The 22,793-nt window shown below is 68.3% G+C and carries 21 protein-coding genes and 1 pseudogene; 16 read left to right on the top strand and 6 right to left on the bottom strand.

The features are described 5' to 3' along the window. Positions 1-85: 85 nt before the first annotated feature. The 3 genes from KV110_RS27930 to KV110_RS27920 all read right to left on the bottom strand — a co-directional run bounded on the left by KV110_RS27930 (position 86) and on the right by KV110_RS27920 (position 2,255). The gene (locus KV110_RS27930) at positions 86-565 is read right to left on the bottom strand and encodes a YbaK/EbsC family protein (RefSeq protein ID WP_218470217.1); all 480 of its coding nucleotides are present in this window, start codon (positions 563-565) and stop codon (positions 86-88) included. A 198-nt stretch (positions 566-763) separates the two neighbouring features. Beyond that, positions 764-1,789 (bottom strand): saccharopine dehydrogenase NADP-binding domain-containing protein, encoded by a 1,026-nt coding sequence (locus KV110_RS27925; RefSeq protein ID WP_218470216.1) that lies wholly within the window; start codon positions 1,787-1,789, stop codon positions 764-766. Positions 1,790-1,868: 79 nt separating this feature from the next. Beyond that, the gene (locus tag KV110_RS27920; protein WP_218470215.1) at positions 1,869-2,255 is read right to left on the bottom strand and encodes a RidA family protein; all 387 of its coding nucleotides are present in this window, start codon (positions 2,253-2,255) and stop codon (positions 1,869-1,871) included. 103 nt (positions 2,256-2,358) lie between these two features. Here KV110_RS27920 and KV110_RS27915 point away from each other — a divergent pair, with 103 nt between their 5' ends. The 3 genes from KV110_RS27915 to KV110_RS27905 all read left to right on the top strand — a co-directional run bounded on the left by KV110_RS27915 (position 2,359) and on the right by KV110_RS27905 (position 5,687). Continuing rightward, a complete protein-coding gene (locus KV110_RS27915; RefSeq protein WP_218470214.1) occupies positions 2,359-3,306 on the top strand; it encodes a hypothetical protein in 948 nt (315 codons plus the stop codon). A 120-nt stretch (positions 3,307-3,426) separates the two neighbouring features. Beyond that, positions 3,427-4,683: an adenylosuccinate synthetase gene (locus KV110_RS27910; protein ID WP_218470213.1), complete on the top strand. Its 1,257-nt coding sequence runs from the start codon at positions 3,427-3,429 to the stop codon at positions 4,681-4,683. A 377-nt stretch (positions 4,684-5,060) separates the two neighbouring features. Next, positions 5,061-5,687 carry an NUDIX hydrolase gene (locus tag KV110_RS27905; protein ID WP_218470212.1) on the top strand — a complete coding sequence of 209 codons (627 nt, stop codon included), beginning with the start codon at positions 5,061-5,063 and terminating at the stop codon, positions 5,685-5,687. A 131-nt stretch (positions 5,688-5,818) separates the two neighbouring features. On the opposite strand, the gene KV110_RS27900 is transcribed toward KV110_RS27905, so the two are convergent. Both KV110_RS27900 and KV110_RS27895 read right to left on the bottom strand, forming a co-directional pair. Next, positions 5,819-6,151, bottom strand: coding sequence for a YnfA family protein (locus KV110_RS27900; RefSeq protein ID WP_218470211.1), 333 nt, complete (start codon positions 6,149-6,151; stop codon positions 5,819-5,821). 53 nt (positions 6,152-6,204) lie between these two features. After that, positions 6,205-6,591: a metallophosphoesterase family protein gene (locus tag KV110_RS27895; RefSeq protein WP_246634027.1), complete on the bottom strand. Its 387-nt coding sequence runs from the start codon at positions 6,589-6,591 to the stop codon at positions 6,205-6,207. Positions 6,592-6,953: 362 nt separating this feature from the next. Here KV110_RS27895 and KV110_RS27890 point away from each other — a divergent pair, with 362 nt between their 5' ends. The 6 genes from KV110_RS27890 to KV110_RS27865 all read left to right on the top strand — a co-directional run bounded on the left by KV110_RS27890 (position 6,954) and on the right by KV110_RS27865 (position 15,159). Continuing rightward, the gene (locus tag KV110_RS27890; protein WP_246634026.1) at positions 6,954-7,847 is read left to right on the top strand and encodes an alkaline phosphatase family protein; all 894 of its coding nucleotides are present in this window, start codon (positions 6,954-6,956) and stop codon (positions 7,845-7,847) included. A 312-nt stretch (positions 7,848-8,159) separates the two neighbouring features. Further along, positions 8,160-10,577, top strand: a complete 2,418-nt coding sequence (locus KV110_RS27885) for a RelA/SpoT family protein (RefSeq protein ID WP_218470210.1) — start codon at positions 8,160-8,162, stop codon at positions 10,575-10,577. Between the two features lie 361 nt (positions 10,578-10,938). Continuing rightward, the gene (locus tag KV110_RS27880) at positions 10,939-12,567 is read left to right on the top strand and encodes a cutinase family protein (RefSeq protein ID WP_246634025.1); all 1,629 of its coding nucleotides are present in this window, start codon (positions 10,939-10,941) and stop codon (positions 12,565-12,567) included. A 57-nt stretch (positions 12,568-12,624) separates the two neighbouring features. Next, positions 12,625-13,599, top strand: a complete 975-nt coding sequence (locus KV110_RS27875) for a DUF8176 domain-containing protein (protein ID WP_218470209.1) — start codon at positions 12,625-12,627, stop codon at positions 13,597-13,599. Between the two features lie 16 nt (positions 13,600-13,615). Further along, positions 13,616-14,494, top strand: coding sequence for a MinD/ParA family ATP-binding protein (locus KV110_RS27870; RefSeq protein ID WP_218470208.1), 879 nt, complete (start codon positions 13,616-13,618; stop codon positions 14,492-14,494). Beyond that, positions 14,491-15,159 carry a hypothetical protein gene (locus KV110_RS27865; protein ID WP_218470207.1) on the top strand — a complete coding sequence of 223 codons (669 nt, stop codon included), beginning with the start codon at positions 14,491-14,493 and terminating at the stop codon, positions 15,157-15,159. The genes KV110_RS27870 and KV110_RS27865 overlap by 4 nt, the downstream gene beginning before the upstream one ends. Before the next feature lie 25 nt (positions 15,160-15,184). Here KV110_RS27865 and KV110_RS42180 read toward each other — a convergent pair. Next, positions 15,185-15,253: pseudogene (locus KV110_RS42180) on the bottom strand (hypothetical protein); the annotation flags it as partial. Here KV110_RS42180 and KV110_RS27860 point away from each other — a divergent pair. From KV110_RS27860 to KV110_RS27830, 7 genes are all read left to right on the top strand, one after another. Continuing rightward, positions 15,232-15,507 carry a hypothetical protein gene (locus tag KV110_RS27860; protein WP_463167320.1) on the top strand — a complete coding sequence of 92 codons (276 nt, stop codon included), beginning with the start codon at positions 15,232-15,234 and terminating at the stop codon, positions 15,505-15,507. The pseudogene KV110_RS42180 and the gene KV110_RS27860 sit on opposite strands and share 22 nt — an antisense overlap. Continuing rightward, positions 15,507-15,794: a hypothetical protein gene (locus tag KV110_RS27855; protein ID WP_218470205.1), complete on the top strand. Its 288-nt coding sequence runs from the start codon at positions 15,507-15,509 to the stop codon at positions 15,792-15,794. The genes KV110_RS27860 and KV110_RS27855 overlap by 1 nt, the downstream gene beginning before the upstream one ends. Positions 15,795-15,814: 20 nt before the next feature. Further along, a complete protein-coding gene (locus KV110_RS27850; RefSeq protein ID WP_246634024.1) occupies positions 15,815-16,405 on the top strand; it encodes a DUF8175 domain-containg protein in 591 nt (196 codons plus the stop codon). A gap of 73 nt (positions 16,406-16,478) precedes the next feature. Further along, the gene (locus KV110_RS27845) at positions 16,479-17,294 is read left to right on the top strand and encodes a DUF8175 domain-containg protein (protein WP_218470204.1); all 816 of its coding nucleotides are present in this window, start codon (positions 16,479-16,481) and stop codon (positions 17,292-17,294) included. Positions 17,295-17,371: 77 nt separating this feature from the next. Then, positions 17,372-18,832, top strand: coding sequence for a hypothetical protein (locus tag KV110_RS27840; RefSeq protein WP_246634023.1), 1,461 nt, complete (start codon positions 17,372-17,374; stop codon positions 18,830-18,832). A gap of 2 nt (positions 18,833-18,834) precedes the next feature. Then, entirely contained in the window at positions 18,835-20,325 is a 1,491-nt protein-coding gene (locus KV110_RS27835) for an SCO6880 family protein (protein WP_218478967.1), read from the top strand. Positions 20,326-20,332: 7 nt separating this feature from the next. After that, complete coding sequence (locus KV110_RS27830; protein ID WP_218470202.1) at positions 20,333-22,750, top strand: hypothetical protein; 2,418 nt, start codon at positions 20,333-20,335, stop codon at positions 22,748-22,750. Positions 22,751-22,793: the final 43 nt, after the last annotated feature.

The raw sequence follows: 22,793 nt of genomic DNA, 5'->3' as shown, positions 1-22,793 counted from the left end.
ACGGCGCGGACGCGCCGCGCATGGTGCGTCGCAGATTCGCGGGTGGCTGAGCAGGCCGGGCGTGCGCCATGTGTTCGTCGCGCCGTCAGTTGACGGCGATCGCCTCCGCGCCGGTGGCCTGCGTCAACTCCTCGAAGGTGGTGGGGAACACGGTGTGTGGGTGTCCGGCCGCGGCCCAGATCTCGCCCTGCCCGGCCAGCGTCTCATCGATCAACGTCCGAATCGGCGCCGGGTGACCGAGTGGCGCCACACCGCCGATGGCTTGGCCGGTATGTTCGCGCACGAATTCCGCGCTAGCGCGCGAAAGCTTGGCGATGCCCAGGTGCGCGGCAACCTTGCCGGTGTCCACCCGATGAGCGCCGCTGGTGAGCACCAACAGCGGCGAACCCTCGGCATCGAAAATGAGGCTGTTGGCAATGGCCGCCACCGAGCAGCCGAGTTGTTCGGCCGCCGCGGCCGCGGTCGGCGCGGTCTCGGCCAGCACCCGCACCCGCGGCATCACCCCGACCGCGCGCAATGCGGCCTCAACGGCGAGCACAGTCGGCTTCCTGGCAATCTCCTCCATGGCCGCGATCCTAAACCGCACCCACCCGACCGAGCCGCCGATTTTCGCCGAGCACCGGTGAGCACACCCGTTTTGTCAGGCGCACACCCCGTATAGGGGTGTGCGCCTCGTGCGATGGGTGTGTGCCACGCAGATGGGTGTGCGCCTCGAAGTGGCGGGTGTGCCCCGGGGGTGGGCAGGTCCAGAAGCGCGGTTTCGCTAGTTACAGTTGATCTCCAGTCGGTCGAGATGGGTGGGGTGCAAGGCGCGCAGTAGGTTGCCGGGGGCGGCGATCTGGCCTGCGGTGAGCAGGCCGGTGTGGGCTCCGGAGGTGATGTGCGACAAGGCTTCTACTGCGATCGGGGCGCTTACCGCGTAGATGTCGCGTCCGGCGGCGATAGCGCGGCGTTGGGTGTCGCCTGATCGAATCACGACCTCGACCAAAAATTGCTGGGCGGAGCGGCCGGATTCGTCGGTGGGTTGCGGGGTTCGGTCGGGGAGGGCGAGGTCGCCTAGCGGGGCCGCGGTCATATATGTATGCAGGGCAGCGGTTTTCAGGTGGCGGGGGATGGTGACGCTGTCGGCGGTGGTGAAATCGCCTACGACGGTTTGTTTTCCGAAGGGGGCCGGGAAGGTCCAGTCCGTGACGGGGACCGGGTCGTCGCGGAGGGTGAGCTCGCCGTCGGTGTAGACGAGGCGCTTGCCGTTGCGACGGGCGCGTGATGCGCGGCCGGAGGCACGGGTGCCCTCGGTGGGGATCCAACTGTCCAGGGCGAAAGCGAGGTGGATTTCGTCCGCGGCAGCGAGGTCGGCCATGGCGGCGGTGGCGAGCAGATCGCCGAGACCGCCGTAGAAGGCCAATGCGGGGGCGATGACGATGCCCGCGGCGGCGGCCCGATCCTGGTATGCGGCAACGGTTCCCGCGACGACCTCTACTTCGGCGGCGACATCGAGGTAGTGGATGCCCGCCCGCAGCGCCGCTTCGACGAGCGCGGGGGTGGTGTCACCGAACGGACCTGCCGCGTTGATCACCGCCACGCTGCCTGCGAGGGCCCGATCGAGCGCGTAGGGATCGTCGACGGTCGCCGGTCGAATCGCAAGACCGGGGTAGCCGCGCGCGAGGCGGCGTAGCTGGGATTCGTTGCGGCCGGACAGAATCGGTGTCCAGCCGCGACGAATCAGTTCGGTGACGATGAAGCGGCCGGTGTGGCCGTAAGCGCCGTAGATGGTCACGGTCGACGACATTGCGGATCCCCTCGAATGGATGGTGTCGACTCGAACCAAACGTTCGATGCTCGGGTGGGATTCCCGGCCCGCTGAAGTCTCAGCGCGCCGCGACGACCTCGATTTCGACCAGCCACTCGGTGAGCAGGGTCTGCACGACGATCGCGGTGGTCGGAATCTGGCGTCCGCCCAGCGCCGCCACGCGGGCCGCGGCGTTCGCCTCGGCGTCGGAGGCGTCACGCAGGTAGCTGGTGAGGCGGACGATGTTGTCGACGGTCATATCGGCCGAGGCGAGGATGACGCGCAGGTTCGACCAGATCAGGTCGAGTTGTTCGGTGAGGGTCGCGCCCGGCTTCCCGTCCGGGTCGAGACCCATCGTCCCCGAGATGAACAGCAGCCGTTCGGCGCCCCGGACCTCCATCGCGTGCACATAGTCGTCGGTGGCGGCGTAGATGCCTTGAGTCGGATTGTGCTGTCGGAGCTCCACCCATTCGATCCTGCCAGGGAACGGGTTTCGCGGAGGGCGTTCCTTGACCGGCGTAGTTTTAGTCATTTATACTAAAACTCGATTCACGAGAGGAAGTGATCTCATGGGATACGGAAATTGGGACGACACCGCCTACCGCGCGGCCAAGACCTTCCGGGCCAGCCGGGGCCTCGACGACTTCGGCTATACCGCCGAAATGCGGGGTGTGCCGTATGCGGACTGGCAGGCGCATCCGACCCTTGATCCGCTGGGGGTTGCCGCGCGGGAATGCCGAGACTCGGCCGAGCACGGCAATTCGCTGCCCATCGCGGTGCTGTTCGACGTCACCGGATCGATGGGGCGGGTGCCGCGGATCATGCAAAGCAAGCTCGGCAAACTGCACGGGTTGTTGCGGCGCAAGGGATATGCGGATGATCCGCAGATCTTGTTCGGCGCGATCGGGGACGCGGACTGCGATCGGGTGCCGTTGCAGGTCGGGCAGTTCGAGTCCGACAACCGGATGGACGACCAACTGCGCGCCATCCTGCTGGAGGGCGGCGGTGGCGGGCAGAAGTCCGAAAGTTACGAGCTGGCCGGGTATTTCATGGCGACGCACATCGTGACCGACGCGTGGGAGAAGCGGCACAAGAAGGGCTACCTTTTCCTGATCGGCGACGAGCTGAACAAGCCGAAGCTCGCGTCACGGCACATCCGCAGTGTCATCGGAGACGGTGTGCGGCGCGATATCTCGGTGGAATCCATCTACCGCGAACTCGCCGAGCGCTGGCACGTCTACTACATCTTGCCGAATCAGTCGAGCTACTACCACGACCCGGAGATCGCCGACCACTGGCGCGGACTGCTCGGTCAGCACTTCCTGAAGCTCGACGATCCGGCGGCGGTCTGCGAACTCATCGCGCTGACAATCGGTTTGGCGGAGGGGCGCGTCGATGTGGATTCCGGATTGGCGGACCTGCGCGATGTGGGATCGGCGGCCGAGGCCGCTGCGGTCGGCAAGGCGCTGGCTGCCACCGGTCCCCGTATTCGGGCGCTGCCCAGTGGTCGTAATTGAGCAGATCCGGCGTAGCCGTGTGAGGTGTCCGGCGGGCATTCGCCGATGGATCGGTGCGGTGACACCGCTGGGTGAGCTGGATCGCCTCGCCATTCCGGCCCGACTATGAAGGAGCGCAGCATGTTTCGGTCGCACATCATCGTGGTCGACCTCGGATTCGGGGATGCCGGGAAAGGGGCGACGGTCGACTGGTTGTGCTCTGCGGAGGCCGGACTCGGGGTGGCGGCTGTCGTGCGGTTCAACGGGGGTGCGCAGGCGGCGCACAATGTGATCGCCGAAGGGCGGCATCACACGTTCGCGCAGTTCGGGTCGGGGACATTCTCGGGCGTGCCGACGCTGCTGTCGCGGCACATGCTGGTCGAACCGATCGCGCTGGCGGGGGAGGCACGGCAGCTGGCGGCGCTCGGCGTGCCGGATCCGTTGTCGCTGTTGCGTATCGATGGGCGGGCGCTGCTCACCACCCCGATCCACATTGCGGCCAATCGTGCCCGCGAGGATGCGCGGGGTTCTTCGCGGCATGGTTCGTGCGGCCGGGGAATCGGCGAAACAGCCTGGTACGCGCTCGAACACGATGCGCCGACGGTGTCGGATTGCCTGCACCCCAAGGTTCTTCGCGTCAAACTGCAAGCGCTCGCAGCACATTACGGCCCATTGATCGCGCCGAGCGAGCATCGCTACGAGCCGATCGCCGACCTGGTCGACATGTACAGCGAGTTCGCGTTAGCGGTCCGAATAGTCGGCGGCGAACAGCTCGCCCGATTTGCCCGGCGCGGCCGCCTGGTCTTCGAGGGGGCACAAGGTGTGCTGTTGGACGAGTGGCGCGGTTTCCATCCGCACACCACCTGGTCCACGGTCGAGCCGCGCAACGCACACGCCATGTTGGCCGAAATCGGTACCACCGGTGATGTTCTCGGAGTCACCCGCACCTACATGACCCGCCACGGCGCAGGTCCACTCCCCACCGAGGACCCCACCCGCCACCTCCCTGAACCACACAACACCACCGGCCGCTACCAAGGTGAGTTCCGCTCAGGTCACTTCGACCCGATCCTGCTGCGCTATGCCATCGCCGTATCCGGCGGCATCGATGGCTTGGCCATCACCCATCTGGATGCGCCGGGAACCCGTTACGCGGCAACGGTATACGCCATCCACGACGGCATCGTCGACCACCTCGCACCGGGCCGTTGGCAGGACCTCGACCACCAACAACGCCTCACCGACCTCCTGGGCATGGCAGAGCCGATACTCACCGAAATGCCCGAAGACGTCATGCCCTGGCTGGAGCAAGAACTCGACACCCCAGTACTACTGGCCGCCGACGGCCCCACCCGGAAACACCGCACACCCACGACCACAACCATCGCCGCCGCGTGACACCGGGGGCATCGCCCGTCCGACGGTCGTCGACGCGCTGCTGGCGCAGGCCCGGCGTCCATAACCCGGCCAGGCCGGTCACCCCGATCCGGATAGTCGGCTCGATCACCGAGGCCGTACATGTGCGGACCGACCTGATCGAGGTGCGCGGCGCATCGCCGGATGCCGATCAGCAGCCGTGCCAGCTGGCCGCACCCTCCGAGCCCCCAGCGAATGGGACCTAGCCGTGGCAACCGTCGAGAGGAACCACGGCCTTGTCCCGTTGGCCGCTTGGCCCTGCCGATTTTCGTCGTCGAGCGGGACGTGGCGGTGACGAGCGCGGCGGGGTGGGTGCCGGTAGGCGGGAGGGCTGGTCGGGTGCGGCAGGATTGGGACGCGTGGAGCAATCCGTTGTTTCGGTGGATGTGGTGGCGTTGCGGTTTTGGGGCGACGACGCAGCGGTGCGGGTGGGGATCGCGCCGCGGGCGGTGGCTCCGTTCACCGGGGAGTTGGCGTTGCCGGGGGTGCTGCTCGGGCGGGGGGAGCGGCTGGTCGGCGCGGCGCGGCGGGCGGTGCACACCAAACTCGGGGTGCCCGAGGCGGCGATCGGCGCGGTCGGGCAGTTGGTGACCTTCGATGAACCGAATCGGGACCCGCGGGGGCCGACGTTGTCGATCGCGATGTGGGCGGTGGTCGGACCGCATGCCGGGCCCGCGCAGTGGGTCGGTTTCGATGCGGTGCCCGAGTTGGCGTTCGACCACAATCGAATCGTCGACGCGTCGCGGGGACTGCTCGCCGGGCTGCTGTGGAAGGACCTGACGTTCACCCGGGCTCTGCTCGGCGACGAATTCCCCGCTACCCGTGCCGTGGCGGCCGCTACGGCGCTGTCCGGCTCGCGGCCGGATCCGGCCAACCTCAACCGCACCCTCGCGGCCATCCCCGGCCTGGCCCGTACCACCGAACGCCGCCGCGTCAAGGCAACCGGCCGTCCCGCCGCAGTCTGGGCTTTCGATCCGGAAGGCTAGCCACCGTCCAGCGGCAGCTGTCCTGCCGCGAGCTGCCGGTGGGCGCGACACTCACAGACCTTGCAGACGCTTCGCACAGTGACTCACCCTGAGCCACGCCGATCGCATGTCCACAAGGTCTGTGGGTCCGGTCAGCGGCGCGGTGCGTACATGATGATGCCGACACCCACCAGGCAGATGGCCGCGCCTAGGTAGTCCCAGCGGTCGGGGTGGAATTTGTCGACGAGCATGCCCCAGGCGAGGGAGCCCGCGACGAAGACACCGCCGTAGGCGGCGAGGATGCGACCGAAATGCGGATCCGGCTGGAAGGTCGCGACGAATCCGTACGCGCCGAGCGCCACGACGCCCGCCGCGATCCAGAGGATGCCGCGGTGTTCCCGCCAGCCCTGCCACACCAGCCAGGCGCCGCCGATCTCGGCGAGGGCGGCCAGGGCGAACAGCAAAAGGGAGCGGGCGACGGTCATGAGGTGAAGGTACCGATCCGGTCCACGTCCGACGCGCGGGCACCGCGCTGCCCTCAGCTCGGCGGCAGCTGGTTGCCGCCCATCACGCCCGCGATGCCGAGCCGAATCCCGGCCAGCTCGAGGGTGATTGCGGTGCCTTCGAGCATGTGCACACCGATGTCGTTGAGCTGAGCGGAGATTCGGAAGCCGAGCCGGTGGTCATGGTCGTGGTTGCCGAGCACCGCGGCCACCGGCACTGGGAGGTCGGCGATTTCGGCACACAGCAGCTCGGTTTCGGCGCGGGTGCCACCGTCGGTGAGGTCGCCGGCCAACAGGAGTACGTCGGCATGCTCGGCGAGGCGCAGAAAGTCGGGGCGAAACTTTCCGGCCACGGCGGGACGCAGATGCGTATCGGCGACGGCCGCGATCCGGATACCCCGCTGCGCGGAATCGGCTGGCATACCGCCAGACAGCCACATCGTCGGCGGGGTGTCAATCGCAATCCGGCGTTCATCCGCCCGCTACCCGGTGGTGAGCTGCCGGAATAGCTCCCCGCTATCGGGTGTTCAGTGACCGTTCAGCGAGGCAACGGGCGGTGCCGTGACCGATGAAACGTCAATGAACAGTGCCGCGCAAGGCCATCCGCCGCCCGGCCCACCCCGCATGGTTGGCGACTATGAGCGAGCGCAAGCGAGCGAGTCATGGACACGGCGAGGGTGACAGCGCCGAGCGGTGGCGGGTTGGGGTCAAGCGTGCCGGGAGCATGAATCCGATCCGGTTCTTCGTCAAAACCCTTGCTGTCATCGCTGTTACGGTTCTTCCCATGACCGTTGCCGCTGGCGGTGCGCATGCCGATCCGCGCGTCGACAAGGTCGTGGTGATCGGGCTCGACGGGCTGATGTACGACAAGGTCATGCAGGTGCGCGCGCCGAATCTGTTGCGGCTCAGCGCCGAAGGGCTGCTGAGCCGGTCCTCGATCGCGCCGCACATCACCATCTCCGGTCCGTCCTGGGCGACCGCGCTGACCGGAGTGTGGGATCGCAAGCACGGCATCAAGGACAACAACTTCAGCGCGGCGCCGTTCGCGAAGTACCCGACGGTGTTCACTCAGCTCGAACGCGCCGATCCGGCACGCAAGACCCACTCGATCGCCACCTGGGACCAGATCGCCACCATGGCGGGTAGCGGCAACCCACGCGCCGACGTGGTCGTTTCCACCCCACCGGTCCCCGATGACCCGGACGAGTCCAAGACCGACGCGGCCACCGTCTCGGCCGTGGTCACCGCGATCGCCAAGTTCGCCCCCGACTTCCTTTTCACCCACCTGGACCAGGTCGATCTGGCAGGTCACAGCGACGGCGCCGCCTCGCGCCAGTACCTGGAGGCCGTCCGCCGCATCGACGAGCAGGTCGGCCGCATCACCGCCGCCGTCGACGCCCGCGCCGCGGCCAACCCGGCCGAACGCTGGACCATCCTCGTCACCGCCGACCACGGCCACACCCCGAAAGGCGGCCACGGCGGCCAATCCCCGGACGAGACGACCAACTTCGTCATCGGCCGCGGCCCCGACTTCGCCGCGGGCAGTATCACCTCCCGCTACACCCTGGTCGACATCACTCCCACCGTCGTCGACCTGCTGCACGTGCCGCCCAGCCCCGACTTCGACGGGCGCTCGATGATCACCCGCGAGCCCGCCGATCCGTCCACGATCCGCTAGCTCGCCGCCGGGCAGCGGTTCGGTCTCAACATCCCCACCCCGACGCCTGATATGTCACGCTTTTCCCTACGCCTCGGCGTCCTCGGCGAACCCACCGTCATCCCGGCAGGCGAACCGGCATCGCGCCCCCAGCGCAGCGCGCCGGACGCCAGTGCGCGGCCGGGACTAAAGTTGGTGGTCTGGGCGGTTGCAGCGGTCGGATAGGGTGGTCCGATCGAGGCGCGCGGCGCGAACGTCAGGCCCGGAGGCGGCAGCCTGCGTAGCCACGGAGGGCCCGTGAGCGCCGCAAAGTGGGCACTGAGAGGTGGTGGCATGACTCAGCACTTGGGCGAGGCGAATGTCGAGCAATCGGCGGGCGCCCCGCAGTCGAATGGTGCAGCCACCGGGGGAGACCAGCCGAAGACCGGAACACCGCCCGCCACGCCACCGAGCAATGCCACCCCCGCACGCCAACCAGGCACCTCCGCCGCGGTCCCGACCTCGGCGTCGCGCCGGGTACGCGCGCGGCTCGCCCGCCGGATGACCGGTCAGCGCGGTATCGCCGCGGTCAAGCCGGTGCTCGAGCCGCTGGCCAGCGTGCACCGTGAGCTGTATCCGAAGGCGAACCTGACGCTGCTGCAGCGCGCCTTCGACGTCGCCGACGAGCGGCACAAGCACCAGTTCCGCAAGTCCGGCGACCCGTACATCACGCACCCGCTCGCCGTGGCCAACATCCTGGCCGAGCTCGGCATGGACACCACCACGCTGGTCGCGGCGCTGCTGCACGACACCGTCGAGGACACCGGCTACTCGCTGGAGCAGCTGACCCTCGACTTCGGTGCCGAGGTCGCGCACCTGGTGGACGGCGTCACCAAGCTGGACAAGGTCAACCTCGGCGCGGCCGCCGAGGCGGAGACGATCCGCAAGATGATCATCGCGATGGCGCGGGACCCGCGCGTGCTGGTGATCAAGGTCGCCGACCGGCTGCACAACATGCGCACCATGCGTTTCCTGCCGCCGGAGAAGCAGGCCAAGAAGGCCAAGGAAACGCTGGAAGTCATTGCGCCCCTTGCGCATCGCCTCGGCATGGCGACGGTCAAGTGGGAGCTGGAGGACCTCGCGTTCGCGATACTGCACCCGAAGAAGTACGACGAGATCGTGCGGCTGGTGGCGGATCGGGCGCCGTCGCGCGATACGTATCTGGCGAAGGTGCGCGCGGAGATCGTCAATACCCTTGCGGCATCGCGGATCAACGCGATCGTTGAGGGTCGGCCGAAGCACTACTGGTCGATCTACCAGAAGATGATCGTCAAGGGTAAGGACTTCGACGACATCCACGACCTGGTCGGCATCCGCATCCTCTGCGACGAGGTGCGTGACTGCTACGCGGCGGTCGGTGTGGTGCACTCGCTGTGGCAGCCGATGGCGGGCCGGTTCAAGGACTACATCGCCCAACCGCGCTACGGCGTCTACCAGTCGCTGCACACCACCGTCGTCGGCCCCGACGGCAAGCCCCTGGAAGTGCAGATCCGCACCCAGGACATGCACCGCACCGCCGAATTCGGCATCGCCGCGCACTGGCGCTACAAGGAAACCCGCGGCAAGCACTCCAACGACTCGACCGAGGTCGACGACATGGCGTGGATGCGGCAGCTGCTCGACTGGCAGCGGGAGGCGGCCGACCCGGCGGAGTTCCTGGAGTCGCTGCGCTTCGACCTGAAGTCACCGGAGATCTTCGTGTTCACCCCGAAGGGTGACGTGATCACGCTGCCGCAGAAGTCGACACCGGTCGACTTCGCCTACGCCGTGCACACCGAGGTCGGCCACAAGTGCATCGGCGCGCGGGTCAACGGTCGGCTCGTCGCGCTGGAACGCCAGCTGGAGAACGGTGAGGTCGTCGAGGTGTTCACCTCGAAGGCGCAGAACGCCGGACCCAGCCGCGACTGGCAGAACTTCGTCGTCTCGCCGCGCGCCAAGGCCAAGATCCGCCAGTGGTTCGCGAAGGAGCGCCGCGAGGAGGCCCTGGAGAACGGTAAGGAGCAGATCTCCAAGGAGGTCCGTCGCGTCGGCCTGCCGTTGCAGCGGCTGATGAGCGTCGACGCGATGACCGCGGTCGCGCACGAGCTGCACTACACCGACATCTCCACCCTCTACACCGCCGTCGGCGAGCATCAGGTCTCGGCGCACCACGTGGTGCAGCGACTGATGGCGCAACTCGGCGGCATCGGCGACGTGGAGAACGAGCTCGCCGAGCGGTCCACCCCGTCCACCACGCCGAACCGGCAGCGCACCACCGGCGACGCGGGTGTGCTGATCCCCGGCGCATCCGGCACCGTCGCCAAGCTGGCCAAGTGCTGTACGCCGGTCCCCGGCGACGAGATCATGGGCTTCGTGACCCGCGGCGGCGCGGTCAGCGTGCACCGGACCGACTGCACCAACGCCGGTTCGCTGCGTGACCAGGCCGAACGCATCATCGAAGTGTCCTGGGCGCCGTCGCCGTCCTCGGTGTTCCTGGTGGCCATCCAGATCGAGGCGCTCGATCGCACCCGCCTGCTCTCCGACGTGACGAAGGTGCTGGCCGACGAGAAGGTCAACATCCTGTCCGCCTCCGTCGCCACGCACGGTGACCGGGTCGCGATCAGCAAGTTCACCTTCGAGATGGGCGATCCGAAGCACCTGGGGCACCTGCTGAACGTGGTCCGGAACGTGGAAGGCGTCTACGACGTCTACCGCGTCACCTCGGCAGCCTGACGGCTCGCCGTGGTCAGCTCCCCTTGACGCGTCAATTGTTGTCGTCCCGGCAACCTCGCCGCGCTCGGTCCCGGGCGCTCGAGATGTCTGCACGAATGCCGACGCCATCGGGCGAACGGAAGATGGGGTCCCGCTAGGGAATTCGGGTGGCCGATAAGTCGCCAGACGGTTGCCCTCATTTTCGGACCATCGGAAAGTTGCCGGAGCGGCTTCGTCGGCACGCCGGAATGTGTCACGCGCCTTTCGGCAGTTCGTGGAAACTTTTCGCCGATTCCCCGGCAATAGCCGGAATCTGTTACGGTCTATTGCGTTTCATGGCGTTGAGGGTAGCTGCGGCAACACGGATTGATTGCGGATCGCTATGACGAATTACTCGGTAAAGGTCACGGGGGTGCTGGCGGCACTCGCCGTGACCGTGGCTACGGCGGGCACCGCCGCGGCCGATCCGCCGAATCCCGCAGGGCCCTCCACAAACGTCGCGCTCAGCGCCTGTCCGGCACTGTACGCCTTGGGAATTCAAGGCACCGGCGAATCGTCGCCGGACGCCGCGCCGTCCACCGACACCGGCATGCTGTCCACCGTCTTCCGCCCGATGATGGCCAAGGCCACCGATCCCGGACTGGTCGATCGAGCCTATGTCCCTTACGAATCCGGCTTCGGTGGCGCGACCGCCGGCGGCGCGGCGCCGTACGCCGAATCGGTGACCGGCGGACTGGCCCGGCTGCGGTCGATGGCCCAAACGGTCGCCGACCGGTGCGCGGAGACCAGATTCGCCGTGGTCGGCTATTCGCAAGGCGCGCATGTGGCCTCGATGTTCGCCCAGGAGATCGGACAGGGCCGGGGCGTGCTGCCGGCCGACAAGGTCGCGGCGGTGGCCCTGTTCGCCGACCCGACCCGCAACGCGGGCGCCCCGCTGTTCCCCGGCTCACCGGGCAAGGCGTCCCCGGACCCGGCACCAGGCACCACGGGCGATCAACTCGCCGACCTCGCCGCGCTGCCGCAGGCGCCCGCCAGCGGGGGCGGCATCGGCCCGGACCGGGACCGCGCCGCCAACTTCGGCGCCCTCACCGGTCGGGTGGCCAGTTTCTGCGCGGCGGGCGACCTCGCCTGCGACGCACCGCAGGGCGCGCCGATCCTGAAGGCGGTCACCAACGTCGTCGGCCAGTCGAAGCTGAGCGGCGGCGACCCGATCGCCTCGCTGGTCTCCATCGCCCAGGCGCTGGCATACACCTCGATCAAGACCGCGACCAAGGTGGTCAACGAGGACGTGCAGGGCAACTCGCTCGCGAATCTGTCCATCTCGCCCAAGAAGTCGATCTCCGAGCGCCTCGCCGACGCCGCCGACCCGCGCACCCCGCTTGACCTGCCCGGTGCGCTGCAGGCCCTGCTGAAGGTCGGCATGATCGGCCTGAACGCGGTCGTCACGGTGGTGAAGTCGGTCATCAACCCCGCGGCCATCGCCGAACTGGCCACCGTGGGGTTGTCCAACCCGCCTGCCGCCCTGCTGTCGCTCGGCACCAAACTGGTCGGCGCCGTCGCCCAACTCGTCCCGCCGACGACCGGCGTGCGACTGGTTACCCAGGCATTCGACGCGGTCGTGCAAAACATCACCGACAACAGCGAATTGCTCAATACCGCCACCTGGGTCCGGTATTGGGACACCGTCCAGCGGCACGGCGCGTACAACACCGCGACGGTCGCCGCGAACGGTGCCGCGCCGACAAAATTCGTCGCCGATTGGTTCGCCGCGGTAGCCCGCGATATCGCCGGTGAATTCGGGGCGAACAGCAGGCCACAGGGCGGTGCGGATAAGCCGCCCACGGGATTCTTCGGCGAGCAATCCGGCGCGTCGACTACGCCGAATTCGTCCGGTACGGGACAATTTCCGTTCGGGACAGGAGCCGACGGCGCCTCATCCGGCGGCGCGACGTCGATTCCGCCCACCGATCGACCCGGCACCGCCAACACCTACCCGTTCTCCACGAACTGATCGCCGAGAGGGTCCGACGATGCGGAATCATGCGCCTCGCTCAGCGGGAATGGGGGAATGTTGAAGTCGTACAAAGAGCTGTCCCGTTGGTACAGCGCGCTAGAGCCGGAGACGGCCCCGGTGCCCCCCGGCGAGGCGAGTTCGGTGCATCTGGACGACGCGGGTCCGGCCCGGTACCCGCACTACATCCGCGACGAACCGCCCCCCGAGGACGTCCCCGCCGACCTGCCCGCACAACGCGCCGAATTCACCGGCGGCTGGTCGGACTGGGTGGGCCGGGCACCCGGCCCCGACGACGACTACACCCCACGGGACGCCGACCTGGTGCGTTTCCCCTGGCCCGACGACGATGACTACGACGATCAGCTGGACGAGCCGCCGACGCGCTCGTCCAGCGCCTTGCGTCAGGAGGCCCGCGCCCGTCGTTCGCGGCGCGGCCGGGTGTTCGTCGTGCTGGTCATCGCGGTGCTGCTGCTCGGCGCGGCCGCGGCGGGCGTGCTGTTCCTGCTGAACTCGTCGAGCACTCGCGCCGCCGAGCCGCGGGTGCCCGCCTCGACCTGGTCGGCGTCGGTGCAGTTCACCGCGGGCAGCGCCCAGGCGGGTGTGAGCACCGATGGTCTGCGCGGCAGGTCGCAAGCGGGCGTGACCACGCACGGGCTGCGGGACGCCTGCCCGACCGAGCGGGACGAGTCGATCGTGCGCGGCGCGGAACAGGGCGGCACCGCATCGGGACCCGACGCCATCCTGGCGTTCCAGTACGCGTATTACGTCGAGCGGTCCGGCGAACGGGTCAGGCAGGCCGTCGCCCCGGATGCCGCCGTCTCACCCGCCGCGACCATCCAGCGCGGCATCGACACCATCCCGGCCGGCACCACGCACTGCGTGCGGATCGTGACGATCGCGGACAACCGGTACTCGGTGGAGGTCACCGAGTACCGGCCAGGCGGCGCGCCCGCCACCTACAACAAGCAGACGGTCACCACCGCGGTGATCGACGGTCGCACCCTGATCACGGGTATCGCGGCCGGATAGAGGAGAGCAGGAAGCGATGGGAGAGGACTGGAGCCGCTGGCTCGACGAGGCACCCGACCAGGGTGAACCGTCGGGTCGGCCCGCGCGCTCCAAGGCTCCGGTGGTGCGGTTGCGGCGCGGCAAAGGGGGTGGTTCCGGCGCGGAACAACCCCTGCAGCGCCCCATCCTGGTGGTCGGCGGCTGCGGTGGCGCGGGAACCACCACGACGGCGTTGGGGATCGCGGGCGAGCTCGGCATGGCGTCGACCCCGACGGTCGCGGTGGACGCGACGGCGGCGGGCAGCGATCTGGCGCTGCGCGGCGCCGACGAGCACCTGCACCCGATCAGCCTGCAATCGTGGCTGTACGGCCGCGGCGACGACGAACCGGCGCCGTTGAAGGAATGCCTGTCCCGGGCGACCTCCGGCATCGGCCTGCTGTGGCGCGACTCCGCACCGCTGCGCAGGCGTGCGACCTATCTCACGGTGGCGCGGGCGGTGTACGACGCGGGTTTCACCGCGGTCTACGACGGCGGCAGCCCGATTGCCGGTCGGCAGCTGCGTCCGCTGCTCGATGACGCGGATGTTGCTCTGGTGCTTGCCATTCCGGCCCGCGCCGATGCCGCGAACCGGTTGCGGGTCACCCTGGAATGGCTCGACGACCAGTTCGGCGACTCGGCCGAGGGGCAGGGCGGCGGCATTGTCGGGGACACGACAATCGTTGTCTCGCACCAGCATCCTGGCACCGAGTCGCGAGTTGCCGAGCATTTGCGTGAGCATCTGTCCGGCTGGGTCCGCGATATCCGGGAAATTCCCTATGACCCCCACCTGGCCAGGGGTGAGCTGGTCCGCCACGCGTCGTTGGCCATCGAGACGCGCCGGGCCTATGGGCGCCTGCTCGCCGGGGTGGCATCATGACCGCCGCCATGATATTTCGACGTCACAACGAATCCGCACCCGCAGGCGTGGTCGCTCCGCCGGAGTCGCGGCGCGCGCCGATCTGGGACCGTCCGGTACCCGGTGTCGGCCGGGCGCCGCTGGTGTGGCTGCTTGGCGTGCACGGCGGCGCCGGGGCCAGTAGCCTCGCGCACGTGCTTGCGCCCGCGGCGGATTCGGGCCGCCGCTGGCCCGGCGTCTTCGACCGCGAATCGCCCTTCGTCGTGCTGGTGGCCAGAGAGACCATCGCGGGCCTCACCCGTGCGCATGACCTACTGCGCCAACACCATTCGGGCTTCGCCGGTTCCTGCGAGGTGCTCGGCCTGATCACCGTCGCCGCGCGCCCCGGTCGGCTGCCCGCCGAGATCCGCCGCTACCGCGACGTGGTCGGCTCGCTGGCCGGTCAGTTGTGGCAGGTCCCGTGGTATGAGGAATGGACGCTGGTAGAACCGGAGAAGTTGCCGGTGTGGACACCCGGCGACCCGATGCCACAGAAGAAACGCAAGATCGACCCATTGGAGGAGGTACCGCTCGATGTCAGGGAGCTCGGCGCCGACATCGTCGCGGCGGCTCGAACGGCACTGGAGGAGGCAGCACTCGACGATCCGGCGCAGGACCGGGGTAGCAGCAAGCCACCCGATCAGTGAACGTACGCATCGAATCGGCGACTACTCAACCACTTTCGAGAAAGGCACCCGATGAGCACGATTCTCCTCGCCGTGCAGGACACGTACGGCACCGTACTCGCGCAGGTCGGTAACCCGACGCCCGAGGCGCCTCCCGGTTCGGAGAAGATCCTGCAGCTGGTGCGTTATCTCACCTGGTTCGTGCTGTTGTCGGGCATCACCGGCATCGTCTACGCGGGCGGCAAGTTCGCCTGGGAGAAGTGGACCGGTGGTGGTCTGGAGTCCCCGAAGATGGTGGCCGGCGCGATGATCGGTGGCGTCGTCGCGACCAGCGCAGGCACCATCATGAACGCCGTTATTGGAACCTGATGTCCGAAATATCTACCGTGCGCGTGTCGGCAGCCGAGCTGCTGGCCTACAAACAGATGCCCGCCGAGGTGCTGGAGCCCCTCATGCAGCTGCTCAATTGGCTGCTGTGGTTCGTCCTGCTGGTGTGTCTGGCCTGGATGATCGTCTCCGCGGGCAAGCTGTGGCTGGAGTTCCGCAACGGCGATCTGGCGATGAACGATGCCTCGCACGGCGTACTGATGAGCCTGCTCGGAGCGACGGTGGCCAGCACAGCGTCGGGGATCGCTTTGGCGTTCCTACCGACGTGAGCCGGCGCAGCAGGGGGACAGTGGGCGCTGTCGGCGCCGCGTTGCTGCTCGCCACGGTCGGCTGCGGCGGTGGTGACCAACGATCCGTCCCTGACCTGACGGCGGCGCCGACGGGTGTGCGCTGGCAGCCGTTCCAGGGCGTCGCCCTGCCCCATACCGACCAGGGACCGAAGTCGGTGGCCGACGGCGCCGCAACGGGTTTCGAGCATTCGCCACGCGGCGCGGGCGTCGCCGCTATCACCCATTCGGTGCGGTTGGCGGTGGCCGCCGACAGTCAGTGGGCGAAAGTCGCTGCCCAGGAAGTCGTTCCGGGCCCGGCCAAGGACGAATGGGCGGTCAACCGGATCCAGCTGTCCATCACCGGCCCGGCCAGTGCCGACTACGCGCCGCGAGTGCTGGGCTACAAGGTCACCGGCTACACCAACGAGCGCAGCACCGTCGACGCCTACACCCAATACTCGGACAGCTCGAAGGCGGTGAACCACACCACCGTCGAATGGTTCGGCCAGGACTGGCGGTTACGGCTGCCGGATCCGGGCTCGACCACCAGACCGATCGACTCGGTCGACGAAATACCTGATGATGTTGTGAAATTGGAGGCACCGGCATGAGGGAGCGGAGCGAGCGAATCATGTCGCAGCGCGCTTCGCGCATGACGGAACCGAGCGTCAGCGAGGTGGAGTCATGAGCGACAAGGAGTCTTACGCGCGTGATCGCGTCTCCTTCGGCGCCGTCGCGTCCGCTGCCGTGCTTGCGCTCATCGTGATCGCGGGGATCGTCGTCTACATCACCCGGGACGACGGCAGCACGGCGGCCACCGCACCGGTGCCCGCCGAAGCGGCGGGCGGCAGCGGCTTCGCCAGCCCCGAGGTCGACATCCTCGGCAGGCGCGTCGATGTGCCGAACAATCCTGCGGGGCAACCACTTCCGCAGGACCCGTCGCGGCAGCGCAAGCCGTCCGACAGCGACTGGCTGACCGCGGCCCCGGAAGGCACCACCGCGCCGCACGGCTGGCAGCGGGTCTACGGCGCTTCGGTACCGTTTTCCACTTCCGACGGCCCGACCCGCATCGAAGACGGTCTGGCCGTTGGCTATTCGCACACGCCGCAGGGTGCGGTACTGGCCGGGGCGCAGATCACCTACCGGCTCAACGCCCGTCCGGCCAACCGCGACCTGTACGTGCGGCAGGTGCGGGTTTCCGCGCAGCAGATCGCCGCCTACGACAAGGCGCTGGCGAACGACAAGCTGCCCGAACAACAGCCGGAGAAGATCACCAAATACTTCGTCGCCTCGGACGCGTTCAAGGTGGACGACTACGCCGACGACCTGGCCATCATCCGGCTCGCCTCGCGCGGACCGGTGGTCGACGGCAAACAACTCTGGGCGGCGATCCGCCTGGTCATGGTCTGGGATGCCGGTGACTGGCGACTCAAGCCCTCGACGTCCAACAGCGCACAAACCGAGTTGATCGAATCGCTGGGCGGGTGGACGAAATGGTGAGCACGACGGGAAAGGCTCGAGAAACAGTTGATGGCCGACCTGCGGAGCAGCGAGGGGTGCAGACAATGGTGAGGCGAATGCTCACGATCTTCGCTGTCATCTTCACGGTGATGATGGCGACGCCGACCGTGGCCTACGGACAGCAGTACGGCTTCGACGAGACGTGCAACGAGATCCACGACACCCTCGACAATGTCGGCCTGCCCGGAATCTCGCTCGGTGACGCCGCTTCCGCCGCGTGCAAGGCGGGCAATGCCGCCTCGCATCCCGGCCAGGCGGCCACCGCGGTCAAGGACAAGGCGTGGGATTCGACCTTCGGCAAGGTGGTCGACTCGCTGATGAAAGGCCTCGGCGAGGCCATCATCCTGGCATTGACCTTCTGGATGAAAGTGCCCAACGAGGCGGCCAGCGACTCCGGTTCGCTGTTCACGAAGATCAACGATTACACCTATCAAGCCCAGATACTGCTCTTGATAGCCTCGGTGATCCTCTCCGGCGCCCGCTTGGCCGAAGCCAGACGCGGGGCCACGATGAACGAGGCCGCCGAGTCGTTCCGGATGTTCGCCAGAGTGGTCTTCAGTTCCTGGATGCTCGGCGCGGTGATCGTGGCGGGCACCCAGGCCTCGGATCGCTTCTCCGAGTGGATCATCAACGACTCCACCAATGGCAACGCCAAGGATCTGGCCGAGTTGATGGTGAAAACCAGTAAGCTACAGGCCTTCTCACCGGGCTTGGTGTTGATCATCGCGGTCGTCGGCCTGCTCGGCGCGCTAGCGCAGATCGTATTGGCTATCGTCCGGCAGGGTCTGCTGATCATCGCCGCCGGTGTGCTGCCGTTGGCGGCCGCCGCGTCCGGGATGAATGTCGGAAAACAGTCCTACCAGAAGCTGGTTGGCTGGATCATCGCATTCATGCTGTGGAAACCGGTGGCCGCGATCGTCTACATGATCGCGTTCACCACTGCGGGACACGTGGATTCGCTGACCCCGGTCAACAATCTGCCGGATGGTGAACAGGCGCAACGCATGCTGGTCGCCATCGTGCTGCTGTGCAGTGTCGCGTTCGTGCTGCCCGCGCTGATGCGACTGGTCACGCCCGCGGTCGCGATCGTCGGCAGCGGCGGTTCCGGTCTCACCGCGACCGGCGGCACGCTGCTCGCCGTCGCGGGCCTCGGCGCCATGGGCACCAAGGCCGTTGGCGTCAAAAACGCTGCGGCGCCGGGCTCGGCGGGCTACGTCAGCGGCAGCGGCGCGGGTCCGCGCCCGCCGGGTGGCGCGGGCGGCCGCGGCAGTGGCGCGCCACGCCCGGTCCCGCCACGCGGAGGCGGTGGCGGCGGTGGCGCGGCGGCACCGCGCGCCTCCGGGCCCGCGGGCGCGGCGGGAGTACCGTCCGGTGCGGCAAGAGCGGCGGGCCGGATCGGTGCGGCGCGGGCCGCGACGAGCAGTCTGAACCGCGCCGACCAGGTGATGGGCGATGTGGCCGGTGACCGTTGGGCGAATCGCTCGCCCGACCTCGGGAGGAGCACCATTCCGCGATGACGATGACGACGAACGATACTTACGAGCGTCGCTCGTACGGGCTGTGGCAGAAGCCCCGCAGCGCAGGCCTTTTCGGCCTGCGCTGGGAGGAGACTGTGCTCGGCTTCGGCGTGGTGATCACGGCACTGATCACCGCCATGGTCGGCGGTTTCCAATGGGGTCTGATCGTCGGCGGTACCGGCGTCGTGGTGATGGTTCCACTGGTGTGGCGGACGGGGGGCCGCTCGGGCTACGAGACGGGATTGATGATGTTCAACTGGATGCGCTCGCGCAAGCGCGGCGAGCACGTGTACCGGGGTGGCCGGTTCTCCCGAATCCCGGGCGGTGTCACCCGATTGCCCGGTCTGCTGGCGCCGTCGAAACTGTACGAGGGCATCGACGCGGGCGGTTACAGCTTCGGCATGATCCACCTGCCGCAGTTCGCCCAGTACACGGTGGTGCTACGCGCCTGGCCGCAGGGCCATGAGGCGGTGGATCAGCCGGTGATCGATCGCTGGGTGTCGGCGTGGGGCACCTTCCTCGCCTCGGTCGGGCAGACCAGCGACATCGTCGCGGTCGTCCCGGTCATCGACACCGTGCCGGAGACCGGAAACCGTTTGCTCACCGAGGTTTCCACGATCACCCGGCCGGAGGCGCCGGAGCTGGCGCAGCAGGTGATGTACGAGCTCGCGACCGAACTGCCGCAGGAGCGGGTACAACTGCTGCCGCGCGTGGCGATCACCTTCAAGGCCACCACCGCCGAGCGCCGCAAGAACCCCGCCGAGGAGGCCGTCGAGATCGGCCGCCGACTGCCCGGCATCTGCGCGGCCCTCGCCGAGGCGGGCGTGCGGGCCCAGCCGATGTCGGCGGACGAAGTGATCTCGTTCATCCGGCGCAGTTACGACCCGGCCTCCCAGGCCGACTTGGAAGTCGCCGCAAGCGAACCCGAGGGGCACGGGCTGGATTGGGCTGACGCGGGCCCGGTTTCGCACGACGAGAAGTGGGATCACCTGGTGCACGACGGTGGCCGTTCGGTCACCTGGGAGATGGACGCCGCCCCGGAGGGCGCGGTGGACGAGCGGGTGCTGCAACGCCTGCTCGCGCCGAATCCCGAAGTGCCACGCAAGCGCATCGCCATCGTGTACCGGCCGCATTCGGCCGCCGACGCCGCCGAGATCGTCGACGACGACTTCAAGAACGCGCTGGTGGCCCAGCAAAGCGAACGCGGCGTGGTGTCCGCGGCCGCGACCCTGCGGGTGGGCGCCACCCAGCAGGCCCGTGAGGAGCAAGCCCGGGGTCACGGTGTGACCCGCTTCGGGGCGTTGGTGACCATCACCGAGCCCCTGCGCGGCGATCTGCCGCGTATCGAAGCCATCACGCGCGACCTGTCCACTCAGGCGCGGTTGAAGATCCGGCGGTGTTACCGCTACCAGGCGGCGGCCTTCGCGGCCTCGCTCGGTTGCGGGGTGATCCTGCCGGAGCACGCGACTATTCCTAAGGCACTGGCGGGGTGAACGATTTATGGCACGTGACTACGAGCCACCCGTACGGGAACGGGACGAGCCCGCGGCTCGTCGCGGCAAGCGGCGCGACGAGGTCGAGCAGGACGAGTGGGGCGAGCGCCCGCAGGCTCAGCGCGGCCGCCGCGACGGTCCTCGGGTACGCGAACGATCCGGCATCGAGGAGATGCCGGACCGGCCGCGTCGATTCGGCAGGGGCGCGGCGCGGGTGAGCGCGGACGACCGGTCGGGGCTCGACGAGAAGTCCGAGCGGGAACGCGCGCGGGAGGCGGCCGAGCGACGGGCGCGATCCGAGGGCGCCCGGGCGGACGGCTCGCGTCCCGATCGGTCACGGGCGGCCTCGCGCAGCCGCGACTCGCAAGCGCTCCCGGCCGAAAACGGTCGAGGCGAGCGCAGTTCGGATCGCGCGCGCGGCGACGCGTCCAGGACCGCCCGCGCCCGCGACGGCGCGGTCGAACGCCCGGCGCGTGGTGAGCGGACGCCGCGGTCGGAACAGCGCGGGCAGAAGCCGGACCAGCGCGGGCAGAAGCCGGACCAGCGCGGTGCGAAAGCGGCGCGCACCGGCAAGCCGGAGCGGGGCGTGCAGGACCGCAACGGCTCGCGGACCGGTCGTAACGCGCAGCGCCCCACCAAGACCGACTACACCGCCGACCGCGCCATGGGCACGCCGGTAATGGACAAGGCGGCCCTGCGCGCAAAGGCCAAGGCCGACCGGCGAAAGCACTCCGGTCCGCCGCTGCTCGACGAGCGGACCAGGGCCAAGCTGGAGATGGTCGCCCGCGAGCAGACCGGCCTGCGCGCGGCCTTCGCACAGTTCCGTATCCGAACCGACGACATCCGCCGGCGCAACTACGCCGCGCGCGCCGAGCAGGTCTTCGAGGACGGATTCGACCGCAGCACAGCCCAACTCACCGATCGCGGCTACGCCGGTGAGGGCGGCGGCCGGATGAACGTGGTCGGCCGCCCGGTCGAATACCGCGCCACCACCGCGCAGGTCGCCGGCCTGTGGCCGTGGTCCGTCGGCGCCGGTGCGCCGCTGATCGGCACGCCGCTCGGCTCGCATCTGCACACCGGGGCACCGGTCTGCTTCGATCCGATGAACTGGTTCCTGCGCGGCAGCTTCATCACCGCGCCGAGCCTTTTCGTGCTGGGGCTCAATGGTTTCGGTAAGTCCTCGCTGGTGCGCCGCATCGTGCTCGGCGGCATCGCCCAGGGCATTACGCCGCTCATCCTGGCCGACGTCAAGCCGGACTACCGCAAGATGGTCGAGCTGGTCGGCGGCCAGGTGATCGACCTCGGTTACGGCCACGGCAAGCTCAACCCGCTCGCCGCCGGTGTGCTCGGTGCGGTGGTGCCGCGCCTGGAACACCTTCCCGCCCTGCAACTTCAGGTGCTGCAGGATCTGCGCGCCCGGCAGGTGACGCTGATCGCGGGTCTGGTCGAACTGGTCCGCGGCGCGCGGGTGCGCGACTACGAGGAGACGCTGATCTCCACCGCGCTGCGCATCCTCTACCAGCCGGGCAGCGGCTACACCCCGGACCAGCCGCCGATCATGGAGAACCTGCTGGAGGTGATCGTCGCGGGCGGTGAGGAATTGATGCTCGACGCGGGCGCCGACGACCCCACCGAATATCAGAACGCGATCAAGGGTTTGCGACGTTCGCTGCGCGCGCTCACCCAGGGGCCGTTCGGCGCGATCTTCAACGGGCAGACCTCGGTACCGATCGACACCGGCGCCGTCGCGGTCTGCATCGACGTCTCGCACATCCCGACCGGTGACAAGAAGCTCAAAGCCGCTGTCATGCTGGCCTGTTGGGCCGACGGCTTCGCCTCCGTCGAGGCGGCGCACGTGCTGGCCGACGCGGATATGGGCCCGCAGCGCTACTTCCAGGTGGTGATGGACGAGCTGTGGCAGGTGCTCGGCCTCGGCGACTTCATGGTCGACCGGGTCGACGAACTGACCCGGCTGCAGCGCAGCATCGCCACCGCGCTGATCATGATCAGCCACACCGTGAAGGATCTGCAGGCACTCGGCTCGGAGGCGGCCATCGCCAAGGCGCTCGGCTTCCTGGAAAGGGCCCGCGCGAAGATCTTCGGCGCGCTGCCCGCCGAAGAGGTCAAACGCCTGGACAGCATCGTGCCGTTCACCTCTGCCGAGGAGCAGATGGTGACCGGATGGTCCGCGCCGCAGGCATTGACGGGTGAGGCGCTCAAACCCGGCCAATTGCGGCCGTCACCGCCTGGCACCGGTAAGTTCCTGCTGAAGATCGGTGAGGATCGTCGGCCGGGCATTCCGTTCCACATGGAGTTCACGCTCTCGGAGAAGGAGAGCGGCATTCATGACACCAACCAGCGGTTCAGCGAGTTCACCGAATCGACTGCCCGAGGGACGGATTCGCCGAGCGGGAGCGCCGCATGAACGATCAGCCGAGACGCGAGTTATGGATGGGCCGCCGCACGGG

The organism is Nocardia iowensis, from assembly GCF_019222765.1.
GTDB classification, from domain to species: Bacteria; Actinomycetota; Actinomycetes; order Mycobacteriales; family Mycobacteriaceae; genus Nocardia; species Nocardia iowensis.
Note: the sequence above shows the minus strand (reverse complement) of the source record. Positions and strands in the feature narration are given on the sequence as shown.

Bases quoted from the DNA above. Each gene is read 5' to 3' on its own strand.
- KV110_RS27930 (WP_218470217.1), bottom strand. From the start codon at position 565: ATGGAGGAGATTGCCAGGAAGCCGACTGTGCTCGCCGTTGAGGCCGCA.
- KV110_RS27925 (WP_218470216.1), bottom strand. From the start codon at position 1,789: ATGTCGTCGACCGTGACCATCTACGGCGCTTACGGCCACACCGGCCGC.
- KV110_RS27915 (WP_218470214.1), top strand. From the start codon at position 2,359: ATGGGATACGGAAATTGGGACGACACCGCCTACCGCGCGGCCAAGACC.
- KV110_RS27910 (WP_218470213.1), top strand. From the start codon at position 3,427: ATGTTTCGGTCGCACATCATCGTGGTCGACCTCGGATTCGGGGATGCC.
- KV110_RS27900 (WP_218470211.1), bottom strand. From the start codon at position 6,151: ATGACCGTCGCCCGCTCCCTTTTGCTGTTCGCCCTGGCCGCCCTCGCC.
- KV110_RS27895 (WP_246634027.1), bottom strand. From the start codon at position 6,591: ATGCCAGCCGATTCCGCGCAGCGGGGTATCCGGATCGCGGCCGTCGCC.
- KV110_RS27890 (WP_246634026.1), top strand. From the start codon at position 6,954: ATGACCGTTGCCGCTGGCGGTGCGCATGCCGATCCGCGCGTCGACAAG.
- KV110_RS27885 (WP_218470210.1), top strand. From the start codon at position 8,160: ATGACTCAGCACTTGGGCGAGGCGAATGTCGAGCAATCGGCGGGCGCC.
- KV110_RS27880 (WP_246634025.1), top strand. From the start codon at position 10,939: ATGACGAATTACTCGGTAAAGGTCACGGGGGTGCTGGCGGCACTCGCC.
- KV110_RS27875 (WP_218470209.1), top strand. From the start codon at position 12,625: ATGTTGAAGTCGTACAAAGAGCTGTCCCGTTGGTACAGCGCGCTAGAG.
- KV110_RS27870 (WP_218470208.1), top strand. From the start codon at position 13,616: ATGGGAGAGGACTGGAGCCGCTGGCTCGACGAGGCACCCGACCAGGGT.
- KV110_RS27865 (WP_218470207.1), top strand. From the start codon at position 14,491: ATGACCGCCGCCATGATATTTCGACGTCACAACGAATCCGCACCCGCA.
- KV110_RS27855 (WP_218470205.1), top strand. From the start codon at position 15,507: ATGTCCGAAATATCTACCGTGCGCGTGTCGGCAGCCGAGCTGCTGGCC.
- KV110_RS27845 (WP_218470204.1), top strand. From the start codon at position 16,479: ATGAGCGACAAGGAGTCTTACGCGCGTGATCGCGTCTCCTTCGGCGCC.
- KV110_RS27840 (WP_246634023.1), top strand. From the start codon at position 17,372: ATGCTCACGATCTTCGCTGTCATCTTCACGGTGATGATGGCGACGCCG.
- KV110_RS27835 (WP_218478967.1), top strand. From the start codon at position 18,835: ATGACGACGAACGATACTTACGAGCGTCGCTCGTACGGGCTGTGGCAG.
- KV110_RS27830 (WP_218470202.1), top strand. From the start codon at position 20,333: ATGGCACGTGACTACGAGCCACCCGTACGGGAACGGGACGAGCCCGCG.